Annotated in this window: 21 protein-coding genes; 6 read left to right on the top strand and 15 right to left on the bottom strand. The window is 50.7% G+C overall.

From position 1 onward, the window contains the following. Position 1 precedes the first annotated feature (1 nt). A complete protein-coding gene (ycgR, locus tag ACU8YC_RS03410; protein ID WP_187258845.1) occupies positions 2-736 on the bottom strand; it encodes a flagellar brake protein YcgR in 735 nt (244 codons plus the stop codon). Positions 737-937: 201 nt separating this feature from the next. Between ycgR and ACU8YC_RS03405 the strand changes: the two genes are divergently transcribed. Next, on the top strand, positions 938-1,192 hold the full coding sequence (locus tag ACU8YC_RS03405; protein ID WP_151219512.1) for a GlsB/YeaQ/YmgE family stress response membrane protein: 255 nt from the start codon (positions 938-940) through the stop codon (positions 1,190-1,192). Between the two features lie 45 nt (positions 1,193-1,237). On the opposite strand, the gene ACU8YC_RS03400 is transcribed toward ACU8YC_RS03405, so the two are convergent. The 11 genes from ACU8YC_RS03400 to ACU8YC_RS03350 form a co-directional block, all read right to left on the bottom strand. Continuing rightward, the gene (locus ACU8YC_RS03400) at positions 1,238-2,944 is read right to left on the bottom strand and encodes an alpha,alpha-trehalase (protein WP_446895005.1); all 1,707 of its coding nucleotides are present in this window, start codon (positions 2,942-2,944) and stop codon (positions 1,238-1,240) included. Positions 2,945-3,115: 171 nt separating this feature from the next. Beyond that, positions 3,116-4,546 carry a dihydroxyacetone kinase phosphoryl donor subunit DhaM gene (dhaM, locus tag ACU8YC_RS03395; protein WP_446895004.1) on the bottom strand — a complete coding sequence of 477 codons (1,431 nt, stop codon included), beginning with the start codon at positions 4,544-4,546 and terminating at the stop codon, positions 3,116-3,118. 10 nt (positions 4,547-4,556) lie between these two features. Further along, entirely contained in the window at positions 4,557-5,189 is a 633-nt protein-coding gene (gene dhaL, locus ACU8YC_RS03390; protein ID WP_020996617.1) for a dihydroxyacetone kinase subunit DhaL, read from the bottom strand. 11 nt (positions 5,190-5,200) lie between these two features. Beyond that, complete coding sequence (gene dhaK / locus ACU8YC_RS03385; protein ID WP_151219433.1) at positions 5,201-6,271, bottom strand: dihydroxyacetone kinase subunit DhaK; 1,071 nt, start codon at positions 6,269-6,271, stop codon at positions 5,201-5,203. 325 nt (positions 6,272-6,596) lie between these two features. Beyond that, positions 6,597-7,871 (bottom strand): Glu/Leu/Phe/Val family dehydrogenase, encoded by a 1,275-nt coding sequence (locus ACU8YC_RS03380; protein WP_151219432.1) that lies wholly within the window; start codon positions 7,869-7,871, stop codon positions 6,597-6,599. A gap of 321 nt (positions 7,872-8,192) precedes the next feature. Beyond that, complete coding sequence (locus tag ACU8YC_RS03375) at positions 8,193-9,161, bottom strand: Csu type fimbrial protein (RefSeq protein ID WP_286544661.1); 969 nt, start codon at positions 9,159-9,161, stop codon at positions 8,193-8,195. A gap of 13 nt (positions 9,162-9,174) precedes the next feature. Continuing rightward, positions 9,175-11,460 (bottom strand): fimbria/pilus outer membrane usher protein, encoded by a 2,286-nt coding sequence (locus tag ACU8YC_RS03370; RefSeq protein ID WP_446895161.1) that lies wholly within the window; start codon positions 11,458-11,460, stop codon positions 9,175-9,177. Between the two features lie 55 nt (positions 11,461-11,515). Beyond that, the gene (locus ACU8YC_RS03365; protein WP_151219430.1) at positions 11,516-12,238 is read right to left on the bottom strand and encodes a fimbrial biogenesis chaperone; all 723 of its coding nucleotides are present in this window, start codon (positions 12,236-12,238) and stop codon (positions 11,516-11,518) included. Positions 12,239-12,252: 14 nt separating this feature from the next. Beyond that, positions 12,253-12,783, bottom strand: coding sequence for a Csu type fimbrial protein (locus ACU8YC_RS03360; RefSeq protein WP_151219429.1), 531 nt, complete (start codon positions 12,781-12,783; stop codon positions 12,253-12,255). 373 nt (positions 12,784-13,156) lie between these two features. Further along, positions 13,157-13,888, bottom strand: coding sequence for a MerR family transcriptional regulator (locus tag ACU8YC_RS03355; protein WP_187253008.1), 732 nt, complete (start codon positions 13,886-13,888; stop codon positions 13,157-13,159). 222 nt (positions 13,889-14,110) lie between these two features. Continuing rightward, complete coding sequence (locus ACU8YC_RS03350; protein ID WP_151219428.1) at positions 14,111-15,322, bottom strand: diguanylate phosphodiesterase; 1,212 nt, start codon at positions 15,320-15,322, stop codon at positions 14,111-14,113. 321 nt (positions 15,323-15,643) lie between these two features. Here ACU8YC_RS03350 and ycgZ point away from each other — a divergent pair, with 321 nt between their 5' ends. The 5 genes from ycgZ to ACU8YC_RS03325 all read left to right on the top strand — a co-directional run bounded on the left by ycgZ (position 15,644) and on the right by ACU8YC_RS03325 (position 17,416). Continuing rightward, positions 15,644-15,880, top strand: coding sequence for a regulatory protein YcgZ (gene ycgZ / locus ACU8YC_RS03345; RefSeq protein WP_151219427.1), 237 nt, complete (start codon positions 15,644-15,646; stop codon positions 15,878-15,880). Positions 15,881-15,922: 42 nt separating this feature from the next. Next, complete coding sequence (locus tag ACU8YC_RS03340) at positions 15,923-16,195, top strand: hypothetical protein (RefSeq protein WP_286539798.1); 273 nt, start codon at positions 15,923-15,925, stop codon at positions 16,193-16,195. A 34-nt stretch (positions 16,196-16,229) separates the two neighbouring features. Then, positions 16,230-16,496 carry a biofilm/acid-resistance regulator YmgB/AriR gene (locus ACU8YC_RS03335; RefSeq protein ID WP_151219425.1) on the top strand — a complete coding sequence of 89 codons (267 nt, stop codon included), beginning with the start codon at positions 16,230-16,232 and terminating at the stop codon, positions 16,494-16,496. 123 nt (positions 16,497-16,619) lie between these two features. Then, on the top strand, positions 16,620-16,835 hold the full coding sequence (locus ACU8YC_RS03330) for a hypothetical protein (protein ID WP_151219424.1): 216 nt from the start codon (positions 16,620-16,622) through the stop codon (positions 16,833-16,835). Between the two features lie 32 nt (positions 16,836-16,867). Then, the gene (locus ACU8YC_RS03325) at positions 16,868-17,416 is read left to right on the top strand and encodes a LuxR C-terminal-related transcriptional regulator (RefSeq protein ID WP_151219423.1); all 549 of its coding nucleotides are present in this window, start codon (positions 16,868-16,870) and stop codon (positions 17,414-17,416) included. Positions 17,417-17,494: 78 nt separating this feature from the next. On the opposite strand, the gene ACU8YC_RS03320 is transcribed toward ACU8YC_RS03325, so the two are convergent. From ACU8YC_RS03320 to ACU8YC_RS03310, 3 genes are all read right to left on the bottom strand, one after another. After that, positions 17,495-18,754, bottom strand: coding sequence for an oligosaccharide MFS transporter (locus ACU8YC_RS03320; RefSeq protein ID WP_210905178.1), 1,260 nt, complete (start codon positions 18,752-18,754; stop codon positions 17,495-17,497). A 64-nt stretch (positions 18,755-18,818) separates the two neighbouring features. Then, complete coding sequence (locus tag ACU8YC_RS03315) at positions 18,819-19,766, bottom strand: aminoimidazole riboside kinase (RefSeq protein ID WP_151225541.1); 948 nt, start codon at positions 19,764-19,766, stop codon at positions 18,819-18,821. A 30-nt stretch (positions 19,767-19,796) separates the two neighbouring features. Continuing rightward, positions 19,797-21,233, bottom strand: coding sequence for a glycoside hydrolase family 32 protein (locus tag ACU8YC_RS03310; RefSeq protein ID WP_446895003.1), 1,437 nt, complete (start codon positions 21,231-21,233; stop codon positions 19,797-19,799). Positions 21,234-21,404 lie beyond the last annotated feature (171 nt).

The following is a 21,404-nucleotide window of genomic DNA, read 5'->3' as shown; positions in this document are numbered from 1 at the left end:
GCTAACCGCGCACCTTGTTCGACTTTTCCCGGGCTTCGCGCTCAAGGGAAAAAATAATCCGCTGTAAGTTCCGCTCCACCGCCGGGCCGACGTTGAGAAAACGAAAGCTCAGGCGGGGAGTGGTAATAGTTTCGTTTTTACTGTCGATAACTTTGCGTTCGCTAATGGAAATAAGCTGGGCGTCAACGTGATACACCCCCCATTGCTCCATGTTCAGCTCAACCTGCGAGAAACGCATGCCTTCTGTCAGGCCTTCCGGTTTTGCCGTTTCTAACAGCCCGCCCATACCACCGAGAGACAAATCGAATAAGCGAAAACACAGCGTACTGTTGTCCGGCATTTTTACCGTGCAGCGATAGGGGGGATGCAGTGGAGCACCGATGCGGAAATACTCCCGACGCTGGACGAACCACAGGGAAGGCGGCAACGATGAGATAAATGCTGGCAGCCGCTGATATTCGCCTTTCTTAAGCTGCGGCAGGGTGAATTCCACTTTGGCGCCCTGCGTTTCGGCGATAATCGAGATCTGAGTGGCTCGCTGCACAGCCTGGTTTTCGTATTCCTGACTGCCAAAATCCATGATCAGTTCGTCCGGGCTGACCGCCAGTATTTTGCTGATGAACTGGCCACCTGACCAGGATATACGCAGCGGAACCTGCTGCGAATTCAAGTCCCGGAGTACGCCTAACACCGCTAACGGATTTTGCTTCAGGAACTGCTCATTGTAGTTACTCACACCTAATGACTCCTGGATGCCTGGTTTATCGTTGGATTATCGGCATCAATCAACGGAACTTAATACAAATGAATGAAATTTTTTACCCACGCCAATGAATTCAGTCTGCGTGAAAACAACATATAACGATGGTTTGCCTATACTTTAAAGGCTGGCGCAAGAATGTCTTGCGCGTGCGTTCACTGGAAAGAGGGCCTGAAAATGGGAATTATTGCCTGGATTATTTTTGGTCTGATTGCGGGGGTTATCGCCAAACTGATTATGCCGGGGCGCGATGGCGGTGGATTTATCCTGACCTGTATTCTCGGTGTTGTCGGCGCTGTGGTCGGTGGATGGTTGGCAACGATGTTTGGTATCGGCGGTGATGTCAGCGGATTTAATCTCCACAGCTTCCTGGTGGCCGTGGTCGGCGCGATTATTGTGCTGGGTGTCTTCCGGCTTGTACGACGAGATTAATCGAACGGCCCCTCAAGGGGCCGTTTCTCTATAATAGAAAGTTGATCAAGGCGTCGGTTGAGTCTGTTTGTTAGGCTCAGCTGGTGTTGTACTTGCCGGGGTTGGTCGCGATGCGGGTACGCTGTCACAAGGCTTTTCTTTGGCGCAGATCAGGTCGAGCATTTTTAGCGTTACGCCGTTGGTCCAGCCAAAACCATCCTGCAACGGATATTCCCCACCGCCGGTACCTGTGGTGCTCACATCATACTTTTCAACCAGCTTTTGCTCACGATCGTAGGTGTGCTGCACGTTAGTGAGGAATCGCCAGGTCACGTCCATCGCAACGTCATCCTGGCCGTAATTCTGTAACCCGGATGCTGCGACCCACTGCAGCGGGGCCCAACCGTTGGGGGCATCCCACTGCTGACCGCTTTTCACCGATGTGGTAGCAAGGCCGCCGGGTTGTAGCAGATGCGCCTGGGTTGCCGCGGCCACTTTGCTGGCGCGATCTTTAGCCGCGGCATTGACATACAGCGGGAACAGGGCAGCGGCAGTGAGTTGGTTGCGTACTTTATGACTCTTCAGATCGTAGTCGGCATACCAGCCTTCTTTGTCGTTCCACAGATACTTTTCGATCCCTTTTTGTCGGGCATTGGCGAAGCCTTCATACTGTGCCGCTTTAGCATCATCACCTGCGGCTTTGCTGGCGAGGGCGATCATCTTTTCCATTTTGAACATCAATGCATTGAGATCGACCGGAACAATGCTGGTGGTTCGCAGGGTGCCTAATTGATTAGGGTTATCCATCCAGCGGGAACTAAAGTCCCAGCCAGAAGCAGCGGCAGAACGCAGATCGCGGTAGATTTCTGTGGCCGGTCGGTTCGGGTTGCTTTTAGCGGTGGCGATATCCTCCACCCAGGACTCTGGCCTTGGCGTATCGCGGTCATCCCAGTAGCGGTTCAAAATGGTGCCGTCATCCAGTTTTACCACGCGCTTATTCTGCTGACCGGGCTGGAGCGTGTCGACGCCTTCCATCCAGTATGTGTGCTCTTTGAGCATTTGCGGGAGGTATTTTTTCAGCGCGTCATCCCCGTCGTGCTGTGCCAGCAGCTCAACCATAAAGGCAAAGAACGGTGGTTGGGAACGGCTCAGATAGTAGGTGCGGTTGCCGTTAGGAATGTGTCCCCAGGCGTCTATCTCGTAAGCGAAGTTTGCCACCATGTCCGAGACCTTATCCCAGTGATTGCTTTCGGCAAGCCCCAGCATGGTGAAATAGCTGTCCCAATAGTATATTTCGCGAAATCGCCCGCCAGGCACCACATACGGCTCCGGAAGTGGCAACAGAGAGTCCCATTTTTCAGCGTCGGTTGTCGAACGGGTGAGGACCGGCCACAGTCCGTCAATGTGCTCGCGTAATGATTGCCCGGCCGGGGGAACGTATTTCTCGCCGTCTTTCGGCAAAGTGAAATTCACCTCCACAAAATGGCGTAAATCAAATCCGGATTGATTTTTCTGCATCCGGTAATCGGCAAGGATCATGAGAGGATCGCTGTTAGGAACCGCATCAGCAAAGGTTTTCTGGTCAGGAAACAGTTTGGCCGTTTGTATATCGTTAAACAGAGGTCCAAGCAGGATATCTGGCGGCTGCGGCGGAGCGGCTGGTGCGTCTTCTGCATTGACGGCAAAAGAGGAAAGGGCAAAAAAGGTACTGGCGAGTGTCAGTTTTATTGCAACAGAAAGCAGGCCTGGATGGCGAGTTGCAGGTGTTATCATCGGTTAATCTCCTTAGCGGCGTGCCAAAGTAGCGGCATTTACCATGAGAAAACCTTAGTTCAGGATCGACTGTTGCGTGTGATTGACGCCCCATTTTGCGAATAAACAGACATTTCCCGACGTGGGCAAACAGGATGCACACCCTTGGTTGGGAAGGGTGTGCAACCGTCATCAATCCGCGTGGGTGATTCGTTGCGTCACGCAGTCAAGAGTCAGGGCGTCACCCATTTTGATGCTATCAACAGCCTTGCCCTGCTGACATACGTAACACAACCCCATGGCACGGGCGATAATTGCCGGGTGGGAGGCATCGCTCCCGTCTCGCAGACAGACGCCCTGGACTGCCTTCGGATCGAGTTGCAGGATCGTAGATGGATAGATGACATCAGCGACCAGAATAGTGGGGCGAATGAAGGCGGGAATTTGCACGATCTCCCCCGTCAAATGCTGCAGCGAACGCGATAATAAATCTTCTATATCAATGTATCGGGCCTGCAGGTAGGGATCGTCGAGCTGTAAATACTGCTGGCTGAGATCGCTCAGCACGTGATGCCAGGCCCAGGCAGCGCTACACTGTGTCTCCTGCATTAAATCGCAGGCCATATCAAACAGATCGGGATCGTCCAACAGCGTGTGATGACCGGAGAAAATAGCGGCGATATCAGCGGAATATCGCTCTTCCGCAAGCGCGGTTAGTGCGCTTAAATCGTTCAGCGTGTTTTGGATAGCGACCCGTAATCGCTGCTGGTCTGCCTGAGGTGATGCTGTAGGCTGCTGGCTGACCTCTGGTGAGAACGGTGTATAACAGAATGCCGTTCCCGTTGCCTGTGGGGGGACCTGCGTGGCTACGTTATCAGCATTCGCGGGCTCGAGCGATTCACCAAAATTCTCTGCCGCCAGCCGTTTGAATGCGGCCAGCGCATCTTCTGCCTGTTCGCCCTTGGCAATCAGGCGCAGCATATCGTTACAGCGCACCTGCAGCAGAGCTATCTGATTCAGGCTATCAGGCACGACGCACTTGCCATTTTTCTCCAGCCACATGTCGGCGTTAAAGCCGGACAGCGCGGAAACCAGCCGTGAAGCTGGGCGAACGTGGATGCCGTTAGGGTTTTTCACCACAATGGCAACTGAACGTGCATCTGCATCGGGTACTAATTCAGGAGACGTTGACTTTGCTGCAGATGGCGAAGGTAAACCCAATTGCTCACATTTGGCGTCGAGGGCGTTCATGGCATCACAAATGACCCGTTCGATATTCGCCCCTGCGGCAGCACTCACCGTTGCGGCCAGCGTGCCTTCAACCAGCGGCGCGGCACACAGACGCACTTTGGCGGCAATCGCAGGATCGAGCAGTTCCAGCGCGGTTTCCGCACTCAGTAGCGCACTCCCAATATCCATCATCACCAGCACGTGATCTGTGTCGGCTACGGACTCGATGGCTCCCATCACCTTAATAGGATCGGTGCCAATCGGATTCTCAGGATCGTCAATGCCTGCGGCAATGGCGATTTTGCAACCATCACCCATTAACATCTGCCGGGCTAGCGTGCCGACGCCTTCGCCCAACTGGGCGCTGTGAGAAACAATAACCAGGTTTACCATCGCTTTATCCTTACTCTCTGGACGCCTGAGCCAGCATTTGCATCATAAACATAACGGAGGTTGCGCCGGGATCCTGATGTCCAATGCTGCGCTCACCAAGATAGCTGGCGCGACCTTTGCGGGCCTGCATGGTGATGGTGCTTTGTGCAGCGGCTTCCGCTTGTTGGCTTGCTGCTTCCAGAGCCGCCTGGACGCTCAGCTTCTGCTCGCAGGACTGGCGTAAAGACTCCACTACCGGCAGCCAGACATCACACATGGTTTTGTCGCCAGGTTCAGCTTTACCGCGGCTAATCACACCCTCTGCGCCATCTCGCATCATTTGATATAACTCTTCAAGCGTCAGGCTTTGATGGGCCTGCGTTACCTGGGCGGCGCGGATAAAAAAGGTGCCAAACAGTGGACCACTGGCACCCCCGACGCTAGAGAGCAGTACCATGCCGGTATTTTTCAAAATAAAACCGATGTCTTTATCGGCGATGGACGGGAGCTTTTCGACGACTTTGCTAAAGCCACGATGCATGTTCAGACCGTGGTCGGCATCGCCGATTTCCCGATCGAGACCGGTGAGAAAATCACTTTCGGTGGTGAAAATTTCACCGCAGCGATAGAGCCAGTTAACAATCTGCGTTCTGTTGAGGGACATCATGAATCTCCTTATTTACCCCAGTTGAGGGCGGGGGTGTGAACCGGTGCATCCCATAAGTTCAGCGTTTCGTCATCCACCTGTAACAGGGTGATTGAGAAGCCGGTCATATCCAGAGAAGTACAGTAAGAGCCGATCAGGTTGCGCTCAATGACAATACCTGCATCCTGGCAACGGCTTTCGAGGCGGTTGTACACGCCGAAGAGTTCTGACAGCGGCGTTGCACCGAGATTATTGACCAGCGCAATGACGCGGTCGCCGCTTTGTAACGCACGTTTGCTTTCTTTACCTTCCTGCCACGCGCCCTGAACGTTGTCCCAGTGGCGGAGTGTACGACTGTAGTTGCCGTTTGCCAGCAGGGTATCGAACATTTCATCTACGGTCTGATCAAGAGAGGTGAAGGTGCGGCGGTCAATGCCCGGCTCCCCATGAATACCCACGCCAAACTCCATTTCGTTATCCTGCAACGTGAACGACGGTTGTCCGGCGGCCGGAACGGTACAAGCACCAATGGCTATCCCTATGGAGTGGCCCAGGTTATTCAGTTTACGACCCAGCGCTGCGCAGACTTCGAGTGAGTCACCGCGTTCGGCAGCCGCGCCGACCAGTTTTTCGATCAATACGGTATTCGCCACGCCACGCCGACCGGCGGTATACAGACTGTCTTTCACTGCTACGTCATCATCCACTACCATGGTGGTGACCTTGACGCCGCTTTCGTGCAACAGCTCGGTGGCGGTTTCGAAATTAAGAATGTCACCGGTGTAATTTTTGATGATCAGCAGTACGCCTTCGCCGCCATCAATTTGCATGGCGCATTCGAACATTTTATCCGGGGTAGGTGAGGTAAAAATCTCTCCCGGACAGGCGCCAGAGAGCATACCCTGACCAATATAGCCGCAGTGCATCGGCTCGTGCCCGCTGCCGCCGCCGGAAAGCAGCGCCACTTTGCCCATTACCGGCGCATCAGCGCGGGTGACATAGACCGGATCCTGATGCAGCGCCAGGGAAGGATACGCTTTCGCCAGTCCGGCGAGTTGTTCATTCAGTACGTCTTCAACACGGTTAATCAATTTTTTCATTATTTATGCTCCGCAGACAGTCCTGGATGGCTGCCGGATTCGGGCAGGCATCTGATGTAGGGTATCGGTTTGTACATCGCCACGGCGACTGCTCGCTGCCGATAAAGTAATTTTGCACACGGGTTTGCAAAAGAAAATTGCTGTAAATGGCGTTTCAATACGAAACATAGCAGCATAATAATGTTCCGTATTGGAACGTCATGGTGCATAAAACAGCGAAAGTGAGAGGTCGGGTGGTATTTGTGCGGAAAGTATTTGAACGGGTTTTTATGGAAAACACACCACCTGCAGAGCGGGTGGTGTGGAGGCATGGTTGATTTCGGCGTTAGCCCGGATAAATTCCGCGATCTTTACGTGCCAGCAGAATGCGTTCGCAGGCAACGATGTAGGCTGCAGTACGCAGGGAGCAGGATTTCTCTGCGGCTTTTTCCCACACGTGCACCATCGCATCGGTCATAATTTTGTCCATGCGATTGTTGATCTCTTCTTCGCTCCAGAAGAAGCTTGCCATATCCTGAACCCATTCGAAGTAGCTGACGGTTACGCCGCCGGCGTTACATACCACGTCAGGGACAACGATGATACCGCGGTTTGCCAGAACGTCGTCGGCGTCCGGATAGGTTGGACCGTTGGCACCTTCGAGTACCAGTTTACAGGTCAGCGTTTCCGCGCGTTGGCGGGTGATCTGCCCTTCGAGTGCAGCCGGGATCAGAATATCCATCTCCAGACTCCAGAAGGCTTCGCTGGCAATGGTTTCAGCGCCCGGGAAACCGGCAATCTGTTTGTGCTCCAATTGCCAGGCAGACAACGCGGCCATGTCGATTCCAGTGGTGTTAAACAGCGTAGCGGTGTGATCCTGAATCGCGACGACGCGTGCGCCAGCTGCCGCGAACAGTCTGGCTGCTTCGCTGCCAACGTTACCAAAACCTTGCACCGCGACGCGGGCACCTTCAACGTCGATATTGGCACGACGCGCCACTTCCAGACCGCTGACGAAAACGCCACGACCGGTGGCTTTATCACGGCCTAACGAGCCGCCGAGGTGAATTGGCTTACCGGTGACCACGCTGGTCACAGTGGTGCCGTGGTTCATGGAGTAGGTGTCCATCATCCAGGCCATTACTTTTCCGTTAGTCCCTACATCCGGCGCAGGAATGTCTTTCTGTGGCCCAATGATAATGCCAATTTCGCTGGTATAACGGCGGGTCAAGCGTTCCAGTTCGCCTTCGGACAGCGAGAACGGATCGACGCGCACGCCGCCTTTTGCACCGCCGTAAGGCAGGTTCAACGCTGCGCATTTGATGGTCATCCATGCGGACAGAGCCATCACTTCATTAAGATCAACATCAGGATGATAACGCACACCGCCTTTGCCCGGACCACGGGAGAGGTTATGTTGCACGCGATACCCTTCAAAATGACGGATAGTACCGTCATCCATCTGCACCGGTATATCGACAATCAGCGCGCGTTTTGGGTGGCGCAGGGTATCCACCCAATGGGAAAGTTCGCCCAGGTAAGGGGCCACACGCTCGATTTGTTGCAGGTAGGTATTCCAGGCAGATGTGCTGCTATCTGAAGCGTAAGATAACTTATCCATGATAAACCTTAGTTATAAAAGTAATATGTTCTTAATTTGGCCGTGGTATACAGTGAATCTCACCATATAAACTTAAATTTAACATTTTTTTCATAGGGCGGTCTGTCCAACCAACACGGATTATCACCATGATTAGTATGGTCTTTAACTTATGATTGAATAATTATTCTTTGTTTTTGCTTGTATTTGGGTTGTTTTGCGTGACTGATAATTTAATATGCAGAATATATAAAAATCGTAATTTGTCAGATTTATGACGCACCTCTAAAAGTAAACAATATGATAACAAAATGTATTTGCTTTATTGCGTTTAAGCTGAAGTCAGTAGGTTACAGCGATGGTGACGGTATCGGCATAGCTGTCAGGCGTGTAGTTCGCACTGGGAACGGTGGCGTAAACCGGGTAGGAGGTGGTTGTCCCTGTACCGTTCCCCGTAACGGTATTGAGTGAAGTATTGCCCCAGACCGTACCGGAAGGTCCTGGCGTCGAGCTAAGCTGGTAGGGGACTTTGTCCGTATTTGACCCCGTGCCCGTCATCACGCCGTTGCCTGTTGTATTACCGTTGGAGGGCTGAAGCCCGATGGTGTAGGGCGTGTTATTGGAACATGCTACGCCCACGGTATTTGACGCCGTTAGATTACGTCCGGTTGCCCTGGCTGGTGCAAAGCTAATGTCGGTAGCAGAGGTGATGTTGCACTGTTTGCTGACGGTCGCCGATACCGTGAAAGGAAGCCTGGCAGCAACGGTATCACCACAGGTGGTTGGCGGGAGAAGTAATCCAGGATTGAGGGTGACAAAGGCTGTCGCCGTCGTATAAGTATCCTGATAGTTACCGGGAACGGCTGAGGTTTGTGGCGTGGCGATCTGTGCTGATACCGTGAGTGAGCCTGTCACTGGCGTCAGATTCAGCAGGTTAAGCTGAACCATTGGGAAAGTCGTTCCCGACTGATACTGGCTCCCCCAGATTTTAGTGTGTCCGGGATCCTGGTAAAGCTGATATGCCAGCGTTTGGGCAGGTGTTCCATTTAATGACATATTCCGGGGTGTTACCTGACCACTGACGGCTGAGGCACCAATATTAAAACAGAGATTGATCCCTGCCAGCGCGTCGCCAAGCTCTTTGGCGCAGGTGTAATTGAACGTCATTGATGACGTTGCGCCCGTTGCCGACAGCGGATTCACCGAACCCAAATTTATGGGCTGCACATTGCTCACCGAACAGGTCACCGCATGGCTAATTGCCGGACAAAAGAGTACGGTAGCGATGAGTAGCAGATGTCTTAATCTCATGAGCGCACTCCTGTTATTGTGGTCGGCAAGCCAGCGGTCCTATTTGCGCAATCCCTTTCGTTGACGCAGGATAGTCAAATTGCACGCGACAACTGCCAGTGTCCGTATCAACGCGTAGCGTATTGTGCTGCTCCAGCGCGTCGAACCAGGTCATCCCATCAAAGCCAACGACAGATGATTGTCCCGTTCCGCTGACGGAATAAGCCATGCTGCCTTCGGGAATGGGGTTACCCTGATTGTCGACAAGAAGGATCTGCGCGGCGCGTACGGCAGTGATGCCAAAGCTGACCAACGCGCCGGAACGATCGGCAGGCGTAGCGTTCGCCTCGACGCGTGCGATCCGCATATTGGCGGGTAGATCCATCGGGTCAATACTGATCAGGTTTTTTTGATAGCTATTCAGCGGCGAGACCAGCAGTAGTCCCTGGTCGTTGCTGCGGCCAATCAGGTTATTTTGCAATTTAATCGGAACATCAGGAACGCCGTCAGTGGATACGACGGCAAAACCATTATTGATTTCCCGTGCTGCAAACAGGCCGCCCCCCATGGTTACCAGCGATCCGGTTGCGCCAGCATAGCCATAATGGTTATGCGGTAAACAGCTGAATCCCGCGTACGCTTTGCCATAACGCCCCAGATATCCGACTTCGCCCTGACCGCTTTGCCGGGAAGCTTGCTGACTGGTGGCCAGATTCCAGCCCCAACCGCCGTCGGCAGGGGGCGTCTTGCTGGCGTTGAGCTGGTAGCTGGTTTCATCGTTGGTGCGTTGTAGCGTGCTGCTGGCGCTCAGATTGTGATCAGTGGTAATCGTTACCATCAAATAAAGACTGCGATCGCGGTTGTCGTCAATGTTCTGATTGAGTCCGGCGTTCAGTGAGATGTTGTCTGTAACTGATTTGAACCAGCTGGCGTTAGCATAGCGCACCGCATTTTCGTGCGGGTAACGAAACTGCAGGTAACTCAGGCTGACGTTACCGGCAGATTCCAGCGAATAGCCAATGACCGTGTTGCTGTTAAGCGTTGGAGGCGGCTCACCATAATGGGTGGCGACATCGCGATAATCACCAGAAGTTGCCGTTGTACTGGTACTGAAATTAAACCGTTCGCCGGACCAACGATAACCAAAACTGTACAGAAATCCGTTCTGCCCTGAATCGGTGCTTGCGGCAAGTGACGTCGAAAATGTGCCGCTGCGGGTTCCCGGGATCCAGTCGTTACTAAAGCCTGCGTTAATCAGTCCATCGCTGGTTTCCGCGTGAGTTCCGGCGGTGAACGTATTGCTAAACCCGCGACGCCATGTACCACTCAATACCGGTGCGCTGGCATAATCGAAAGAGGAGTAACCATAGTTTTCGCGTACCGCGCCTAACTCAGCCGACCAGGCGGTTAATCCTTCTCGCAGAAGTTGTTGATCGTTGTAGAACGAGAAATTTTGTACGCTCGTTCTGCCCAACGCGTCTGTCATCATCACCTGACCCGTTCCCGCGCCGCTGATGTTAGGCAGGGTATTGATCTGAAAGCTACCGGCAGGGACTTCTCCGTTATAGTACCTGACGCCATCGACGTACAGCTCTACGTTTGACGGCAATGTTGCAGAGCCCAGATAAGCAGGGAGGGGTGTAGTTGGCATATAGGGCTGCAGACCAAAATCAGTTCCAATCTGAATGCCGCCGATACGCGTCGGCCGAGACCAGATAAGTGAACTGGTCAGGGTATCGCCAGCGGTTATCGCCAACATCGTTTCGGGAAATGATGTACGCCAGCTGGTATCAAGGCGCTCAACGCTGTTATTTGCATATTCCTCGGTGGAATACTGTGTCAACTGGGTCGTGCTGAGTACGCCTGCGGCACTGAAGGCGCGAAGTTCGCTGAAGGTATTGATTGCGCTTTCATCACCCTGTTGGCTATAGATATCGTAATTGAGCAGCGCTCCGCGTGAGGTTGTCGCCGTCGGCGCGGTTTCTGTGGGCGAGCTAAGCTGCGTGGTCGCAAGATTGAGTGAACTCAGCGGGGCGGTAAGCGAAAGCGTTTGCAACTGAGCGTTGTAGTCTATGGTAAGCTGAGGGATATCGTTCAGGCAGACGACATGAGTGGCGTCTGGCGCAAAGCGAAAGCCCATTTTTCGTAGGGTGTCTGCTCCTGCATAGAACTTTCGATCATCGTAACCCAGATGCACCAGTCCAACGGAATTTCCATTTAAGGTGACGTCGAGATACAGATCGATACCCACAAGTCGCGATGCGCCATTAATAACACCGTTTTCATTCTGGTGATTGTTCTGCGTTTGTGCGCAAACCATTCCCGAAATTAATACCCCATTGAGAAAGCAATAGTTCAGCAGAAGCCAGGATCTGTTAAAGGTCTTGTACTGTTTTTTGGCCATTGATTGTTACTTCGACTTTCCCGCCATAATGCGTATCACTGGCTGACGGAGAGACTATCCAGCGCATTGTTGAGCCGGGCAAAACGTAGCCTAACAGTCCGGGTGTAATGACTTTTTTAGCCCCGCCAGGGCTTATAAAAGTTGCCGCAGATAATTGTGCATGACCATTTCCCAGGTTGCTGACTTCAATAAATTTTTTGCCATCCAGTTGTTGTAATTTCCATTGCAGTTTTGCCTGCGTTTGCGCAGATGATGCCGGTTGGATGAAAACGGGGACGGAATAACGCAGTACAAATTGAAGCTTGTTTTTCTCAACTTTTGCAGGCGGCAACTCATCTATCGATAACCGATAAGCGTCTTCTGCCTGTGTCGAGGGTGGCCCCGTTCGAATAACGCGAATCAATTGACGTTCTCCGGGGGCCAATGCCAGCATCGGCGGACTAATGACCAGCCCCTGAGAGGGCGAAAGTTTGTCGTCGTAAGCGCTTTGGCTCCAGCGAAAAACCCGAACCTGGGCATTAAGCACATTTTCACCTGCGTTACTCAGCCAGATACCATCGGCATTTTGCGTCGCTTGCAGCGTCAACGTGACCGGTGCGATTTGCAATCCGCTGGCGGAGGCAAAGTTGACGTTCGCAACCATCCCTAACAGGCATGCGCAGGCATACTGCGCAACAGGCAGTTTTACTTTCATGTGGTTTCCTGAAGTTAGTAGTTAACGTTAACTGTTACCGTGTCGGCATAGTCGTCAGGAGTGAAGTTGGCGCTCGGTGCGGTGGCATAAACAGTATAAATTTGCGCCAGGCCGGTCCCCGTAGCTGCTACGCCGTTTCCCGGCGCAGTGTCGGTGGCTGTGTTCCCCCACACCGGACCTGTTGCTGATGTACGATTTAGTTGATAGGGCACTTTATCAGTATTGGAGGCAGCATTAGCCACGGAGGACATGGCACCTGAGCCTGTCGTCGTCCCTCCATTAGCGGCTGACGGCGCCAGACCGATAAAATAAGGCGTGGTCTTTGAGCAATTAACCGAAATCGTGTTGCTTGCGCTAGTATTCGTTGCCGTGGTATTCACTGGTCCAAGAGTGATATTTGAAGCCGAACCGGCGGTCACGGTACAGGCCTTTTGAATCGTCATCAGTACCTGAAATGTTCCATTAACGGTTGCTGCATGAGCCACAGGAATAATGGAAAAGGCGCAGCAACAAAGAATTAAGCGTTTGTTTAAGACCAGGGCCATATCCTATACCTTTTTCAAATAACCACATTTATTACCTTAGAAAAACAACAATGTGGCATAAGAAGACATGATTTAACCCTAGAATAAGTATTAGGCCTACGCCAGTTGGACTAATGAAGTTTACTTATGAAAAAGGTGATGGCGTCTACAAAACAATAATACCAATGGGTGAGTATTTTGTTTTTTTTCTGTGCTACGCGCGGGTTAAGACAGGTGAAAAGGGACAATTGATTCGTTCGATGGCACTCAAAATAAGCATCATAAATCAGAATTTGTAAGATCTGTTCTCTTCAGTGTGAAAAAATGAGCAAGTGATAACCCACCTATTTTGGGGGCATCAACATTATGATGCTGTTATGGCCACCCTCGATAGTTACGGACAGTGGAAAATGACTTTGTAACCTTGCTCATTCCAGTGTTGTAGCAGCTCATTTTGTCTTCGGGTTGGCGTAATACCGGTCCAGACAAAAAGCGTTTGCCCTGGGAAAAGTTCTGGTCTTGGTGTTTCAATGGGTTCAGCAAGCACGGCAATATGCCAGCCTGATTGCGATAATCGCCAGGATTCGAGCCATAAACGAGTTCTGTCTTCAACATCCCAGGCCATCAGGATGGCATCTTTCCCTGATTTGCGTCGCGTCTCAGACAGCAGTGTTGCAACATATTCAATCAATGCACCGTCAAGCATACTGTTCATAATGCGGGATGTATTATGGTCAAGCATCAGCCGTTGACGTACGGGAAGAAAAACGTGATCAATTAATGCTTCAACTGGGTAGACACGACCGAGTGAGATAATTTTGGCTCGAAGTTTCGGCGGGTTCACCATGCGAAGAATGCCCATCATCTCTTCTTGCAGTTGATTCCAGTCGTCGTCAGTTTCACGAGTGCTGGTTTCGAGCAATGCTTTAACTTTGCCAACAGGCGTGCCATTGTTAATCCAACGTTTTATTTCCTCTATACGTTGGATATCTTCTTCATCAAAGAGTCGGTGACCACCTTCGCTGCGCTGGGGTTTGAGTAAACCGTAACGCCGCTGCCATGCCCGGAGAGTGACAGGATTTATCCCGCAACGTTCTGCGACATCCCCAATACTGTAATACGCCATAACTCCCCCAAACATTCCCGATTCTCCGTCACCGATATGCAATTCCTGTCAGTTTGTACAACATGCATCAAATTGTACAAAACTGACATATGATTCTAGCAAAATTAAGATTTACTTTACTATCATGTATGGCGCAAATGCTGAAATTTATATTCAACATGAAGGCGTGTGGGGGATATTTTTGTTAAAGAACAGTTAGTTGAATTTAGTAACGATGGGGAATTATTTTTTCTCAGGCCATGCAACAGACGGTGTTCCATTCAGGCAGGCTTGTGCAAAAAGGTTGCCCTGGAAGATTTCAATGCCCGCGGATTCAAGCCACATCCACTCTTCAGGTTTTTCAACGCCGACTGCGGAAATCATAATCTCCAGTGAAGCGCAGCATTTGATAATTGCCTGAATGATGGCCTGCCGTGGTCCACTTTTATGCACATCAGTGATGAGCTCGCGGCTGATCTTAATTCGGTCGGGTTGAAAACGAGACAGAAGCTGAAGCCCGGCAAAACCTGCGCCAAAATGATCTATCGCTACACATATTCCCGCAGCCTTGAGTGACTTCACGGCCTGCGAGAACGTATCAAAGCGCGAAATAACTTCACTTTCGGTAAACTCTACAATGATTTGCTCAGGTACCAGTCCATGCGCCGTGATTTCGTCTATAAGAAAACTCACTGCATCGGGTTCGTTTACCAGGGTCATGGGGAGCAGATTGACTGACAACATTTTGCCATTAAGTCCCAGCGCGCTTGCCATCGCAAAGGCTGTCTTTTTACTCTGCAGGTCTGCAGAATACACATCCTCAGGTTTTAAGCTGCCAAAATATGTTGTGGGGGTATCACCGTCTTTACCGCGGATAAGCGCTTCCAGTGCGATGACTCGCTGCGACATAGGATCGATAATAGGTTGAAAAGCAAAGCTGAAATCTGCATCGGAGGGAAATGTGTCTTCATCCAGGAGGGTACAAGTATTGTCGGTAATAAAACTCCAGTAATCAGGTGCGGGTATTTCAAAATAGCTCGACTTGTCTGTCGCAAGGACAAATGTGCGGAAAAACTGTAATGCCCTGTCATCATAGGTGAGCTGAAACTTCGATGTTCCCTTATTCAGCACGGCTTGCAGGACGTCATTGCGCTCATGTCTTTGTAAATCAAATAACTCCATCCCCACTTTTCCAAATCTTCTCGCTGGAGCGTAATCACACATCAGCTCAACGACATTGTGGTGTCGTGGATCATTACAAATACAACGATAGATCTCTTTTACCTGCTCCTCAGGGCCTTCAAGCAGTTGGAAAAAGTGGCGACCATTAAAGAGTAAGATCCCCGTAACATCTGAGAGTCTGTTTTTAATATTTGCGGCTGTCACCATATCTTCAAGCGCTTTAAGAGGTGCGTCATCACGTAGATGGCTACGATAAATTATGGTTGTGAGCATGGAAATTCCGGGACTATAAGCGGGAAGAAGAAGTATGGACAGTATCAGACAAACCTGATTATGTCGTGATTTTAATACTTTATTCTAACTTTAATTTCACATTTTAAAGACCTTATGAAGATAAAGCCTACCCTGGGTGAGGATCGATTTGTACAATGCGTTCAGTGTTTTAAGTAAGTTGTAATTATTATAACTATTTGATTTAAAACAATTAGCATATTATGGTAAAAATTAATTCATCACGTTGTACACATTTTCGGTACAACTTTGCTACTGTTATAAAACTTAATATTCACCAGCATTTTGTTACAGGAGAAGTACATGCAGCAGCATACTGTTCTTACTGATTCCGCAGGCGCGATTTCTCGTTACTTTGCTAAAGCGCATCTTCCTACCCAGCAGGAAACCTTGGGCGAAATCGTTACTGAGATCCTAAAAGATGGGCGCAATCTCAGCCGCAAATCACTGTGCACCAAACTTCTTCATCGTCTTGAAAAAGCATCAGGAGAGAACGAACAGAAACATTACAATGCGTTGATCGGCCTGCTTTTTGAATAAATGAAAACCCTAATAAGATAATGGGTAAGTAGTGAAGGAGTTATGAAGAAACCTGACAGTGAACGCTTGAAACATGAAATTACAGGTTTGGCTGTGCTAGAAATTTTACGCATGCATACAGACGTTTCTTTAATGGTACTGATTAAGCAATTGCGACTTATGCAGGCCGGTGAAATGGACAGGACACGCAAACAACTAATTGAAAGCGTTATCAATGAATTCACAAATTTTAATCCGGACAAAATAAAAATAAAACCGGACAGAACTATTGATGAGAGTGATTTCAGTGCCAGCAAAAAACCTAAATTACATTAAAGATAATTTTCCAGACTATACAAGCGAGGTTACTATGCTTCATGAAATTAATGTCCACAGTGTTATGGCGGATAAAGCGTTATCAAGTTATTTCCACAATGCCGGTGAGCTTTTAGCCGATGAGTCGGTGGTACTGGGTCAGGCGGTGACAAATGTTATTTTAGCAGGTGATAATGTTAACAATAAAAACATTATTTTAAGCCTGATCGGTTCTCTGGAATCGACAACTGATGTTGTCCAGGCTGATATTATAAGAAAAACCCTGGAAATAGTGTTGCGTTATACAGCTGATGACGTTTAATTTGTTATTATATTAAAATAATAATCAACTTTGTTATATGCAGCAAACTCTACTGCTTCGCTTTTTAGATTAAGACTATGCACAGCAGCCTCTTTTTTATAAATGCATTTCTATGGGGGGGATATGGCTAATTCAATTCCGGAGAATTATATTTTCCGCTGCGCGCTATATAAGGATGTAGAGCGAAAAGTAATGTTAAAACAGGGTTATATAAACAACGATATTCTTGCTCAGGCATTTAGTACGCAGTTGAAGAATGAGAAAAATGTGATATTAACCGATATCTATGCGCAGATTCTGGCCCATCTTCAGCCCGATAAAACTGCGCAGCCCGGTTAGGTCAATGGTGATTTTTCATTGGGGCCATAAAAATGAACATAATTCAGGAACATGCTGGAAACGCGGAATTATGGGTTGATGATATTTTTATCAGGCAAGGATTAAAGAACATCATTGCCGATATCGTTTTTGAAGATGACAAGGCGCGGCTAGTGTTCTTCACCGCTAATCACTTTGAGGCGGTAAAAAAGCAAAATTACGATCTGAATACGCACCGGTTGGTGCTGCTGATCGATGGCCATCTGTATCAGTATCTCAATGAGATTTCATTTTACAGATTGCCGATAGATATTAGCGTTGCCACACTCAAACAGTTTATTATTGATATTACTGGTTTTGCTAGTAATCACGAAAATCAATCAGAGCTAAATATCTCATTGACCGCGCGGGATAAATATATTTTAACGCAGTTAGGGGAGGGGAGAACCATTTTTGAGATATCTGCCCTGTTAAATCTACACTTAAAAACGATTTATCAGGCCAGGCAGAATTTGATCAAGAAACTGGGTTGCTCTGGGCTGATTGATTTTCAGAGGATACTGCAAGCGCAAATTTTCCGGAACTGGCTGAAACATGCCTGAGCTCACCGACAGTTTGTACTTGATGTTGGGGATGTACGACAGGGCCAGTGGCCCTGTCGCGGTATAAACTAAACTTTGCTATTCCATTACGAGTTCATTCCCGCCCTCCTGCTGATGATGCTTTTTACTCAGCGAGAAGAAGCCAAATATCAGCGTTATTACCACAATGCTGGCCATAATCAGGAAAATTTCCTGATAGCCCACCATATCAAACAGCTTACCGACAGGCAGCGACAGCACGATGATGCCAATGGAACTGGCAATATTAAAGCCAATCAGGTATATCGTTGACGATAGGCGCTTATCAAAATTTGCGACGCTGAATTTAAAAACTGAAATAACAAACAGTGGGACTTCCAGCGCGTGCAGCATTTTGATTAAGGAAATAATATAGATATCAGTGAACAACGCAGAGCCCAGGATTCGGCAGGTCATGATTGTGCCACCCAGCAGCAATGCGGATTTAGGCCCAATGCGGTTAATCAGGAATGGAATCATCGCCATGCCAACGGCTTCCATAAACACCTGTACTGAGTTGAGGTAGCCGTAGACGCGCGGAGCCAGTTCAGGGTCGTCAAATAAGCTGGCGTAAAACACCGGGAACATCTGCTGATCGTAGATGCTATAGAACGACCAGGTGCCGACGACAAAGATAACGAAAAACCAGAACTGCGAATCTTTAAAGATGGTGAGAAAATCCTTTCGGGTCAGCGCGTCTGGCTCGGGCGAACGTGTATCCGCGGATGCCGGGGCCGGTGCGTTGGTTTTGAACACCACGTTAATCACCAGGAATAACACCCCCATGACCGACACACACCAGAAGTTAATGTGCGGGTTGATACTGAAGAAGATGCCACCCACAAACGTCCCTGCGGCGTAGCCAAGCGATCCCCAGAAGCGGGCGGTGCCGAATTCAAAGTTGAATTTGCGGCTCACTTTCTCGACGAAGCTTTCCACCAGACCGCAACCGGCGAGATAGCCAAGACCAAAGAAAATGGCGCCTAGTACCATGCCAAGCTTGAAGTTGGAGACCAGCAGCGGTTCATAAACATAAATCAGGAACGGACCGCTGAGCGTGATGACAGTCCCCATCATCCAGATAAGGGGCTTGCGGGTACCGAGCTTATCCTGCAGAAAACCGTAGCCCAGCATAAACAGCATGCTGAAAAACTGGTTTACGGCATACAACATTCCCAGCTCCGTTCCGGACAGGCCTAATTTGCTTTTTAGCCATATGGCATAAAAAGACCACCACAGCGACCAGGCGGCAAAGAAAAAGAGCAGATACCCGGAGGAATACCGGTATTTATCATTACTGAACGGCATCGTTATTTTCATGTTTTTCCAATCCAGATTAGGTCATTGTAAGGTCTTGCTGCCGCGACGTAACGCGTGCTCGGTATTACGGGTTTATCGTTCTGTTTAGTGAAGGTTGTGACTGAATAAAGCGGCTCAGCTGTTGGTTGTTGGGGAACGCGCTAAGCGCGCCACGCTGGGTAGTTGCCAGAGCACCGCAGGCGCTGGCCTGCTCGAGAAGGGAGGACAACGCCGCCGTTGACGCAGGCCAACCTGCACCAGCAAGCGCCGCCAGCAGCCCGGCCATAAAGGCATCACCTGCTCCGGTGGTATCAATGCTTTCGACGTGATAGCCGCTTAAAATCAGCCTATGGTTTTGCCAGAAAGCGATAGCGCCATCGGCACCGCGGGTGATGATTTTCAGGCGTGCGGGAAAACCAGTCAGGCGCTCGCAGGCGGTGTTCAAATCATCGGTCTGTGTTAGCCAAAGCAGTTCTTCCTCCGACATCTTCAGTATGTCGCTCTGCCGCGCGAAGTCGCTCACCTGGTCAAACATCTGCGTCTCATTGCTCCACATTTGCGGACGCAGATTGATGTCGAAGCTTAGCGTGCCACCGGCCTGGCGCATAGCAGCCATCGCCTGGGTAAGCGTGGCTCGGCAGTCAGGGGCGACCAGCGCCAGCGAGCAGAAGTGCAGAATATCGCGGCCAAAGTCGGGCAGGCTCGCCGGGCTGAGAAACTGATCGGCAGATGGATTGACCAGAAAATCAAATTGCCGCTCACCGTCAGGATCCAGCGACACCAGTACGGTGCTGGTGTGTCGCTTCGGATCAAACTCCAGGCTTTTGGTGTCCACCTGCGCTGTCACCAGCGTTTGGTGCAGAAAGCGGCCGAAGGCGTCATTGCCTACGCGGCCGATAAAGCCGCTGTCATGGCCGAGGCGGGCGACGCCGATGGCCACATTGAAGGGCGCGCCTCCCGCACAGGCTTCAAACTGCATATTGTCGCGCGGTAGCAAATCCACCACGGCATCTCCGAGCGTCCAGATTGTCATTATTTTTCCCCAAAGCAGTGAGACGGGTGGTTATTTGGCGGCGAGCGGCCAGGCATGCCCGTTATTAAAAATGGCGTGTCCGTTCTGGCTAAATAAGGTCAGTTGGCGATCGTCCGGTTCAGGATAAATACGGCTGCTGAGGGTGTACTCGCCGTGATTAACAAAGACTTCTACCGACGAACTATCGATAAACAGGCGCAGGTCCAGCACATCATTGGCGGGCAGCGGTACGCTACGGCAGCCCAACAGGCCGTGTTGCGGATAGCGGCGTTCCAGCACCAGACGCTGAGCCTGGGTATCGACGAAGACGCGCAGCCCGTCACCCAGCGCGATGCCGTATTGTTCAGCGTGGCTGCGGGCGATATCGAGGCTCAGTTCGACTTCGAGAGCATGCGCCTGTTCTTCTACCATCAGGGTGCGATTGTTCAGGTCGCTGACCGGCCAGACATGAAGCTGACCGCGTAATGACTCCAGCTCTTTGACCGGGTTCATGCGCAGACGCAAATCTGCATCGAGCGTCACTTCCCGGGGAAGAGTAAGCATGCCCGCCCAGCCGTCGGCCTGTTCTGGCATCGGCGACTCCCACATCGATAGCCAACCGATCACCACGCGGCGACCGTCCGGTGTGAAAAATGACTGAGGGGCGTAAAAATCATGCCCGTGATCCATCTCCCGGAAGGGGTGGGTCACGTGGAACTGATGGTTATCCTGCCATTCGCCGACCATATAGCCGCTCTGGAACAGGTTACGGTAATCGTAGCCGTCGGCGGCGATACCCTGCGGCGAGAACATGAAGACGAGCTTATCGTCCAGCGGGAAGAGGTCCGGGCACTCCCACATGTAGCCCATGCCGTCATTGGCCTGGGCAAGCGTGCTCGCAAACTGCCAGTGCTGCAGATCCTGCGAACGATAGAGCTGTACTTCGCCCACGTCATCGACCCGGGCGCCCACAACCATGTACCAACTGTCTCCCTCTCGCCAGACTTTCGGATCGCGAAAATGGTGAACGCCCTGCGGGGTATCCAGAATCATGCCCTGGCGTTCAAAGAGAACTCCATCGGTGCTGGTGGCCAGACATTGCACCTGATACAGGTTTTCCTCTTTTGCCTCGCCGTCGAATTTGTGCCCGGTGTAGATCAGGGCCAGTTTATTGCCGTCAACCACCGCTGAACCGGAAAAACAGCCGTCTTTATCCTCTGGCCCTTCGGGGGCCAGTGCGATGGGTAGGTGCTCCCAGTTCACCATATCGCGGCTGCGCGCATGGCCCCAGTGCATCGGCCCCCAAACCGGTTGCCACGGATAGTGCTGATAGAACGCATGGTAGTAACCATCAAACCAGGAGAGGCCGTTAGGGTCATTCATCCAGCCCGCCGGAGGGGCGAGGTGATAGCACGGATACCAGCGCGGATTGATACGATCTTTTTGCTGGTTTAGGGCCTTATTGGCCGTTAAGAGTAATGACGTCATTTGCGTGTCCCTGTCAGTGAATTGAGTAGAAGGTAACGTTAACATTCTCAGCTTTCTCGCAGAATTGATGGTAATATCGATGTTAATCACAAAAGTTAACGTTAACATTTTGCGAGTGTTATCAAGATCGCATTTTCAGACCCGGCAAGGTGAACGCCGTTAAAGGAGAGG

The sequence above is a fragment of the Citrobacter sp. VF227 genome (genome assembly GCF_052950715.1).
Note: the sequence above shows the minus strand (reverse complement) of the source record. Positions and strands in the feature narration are given on the sequence as shown.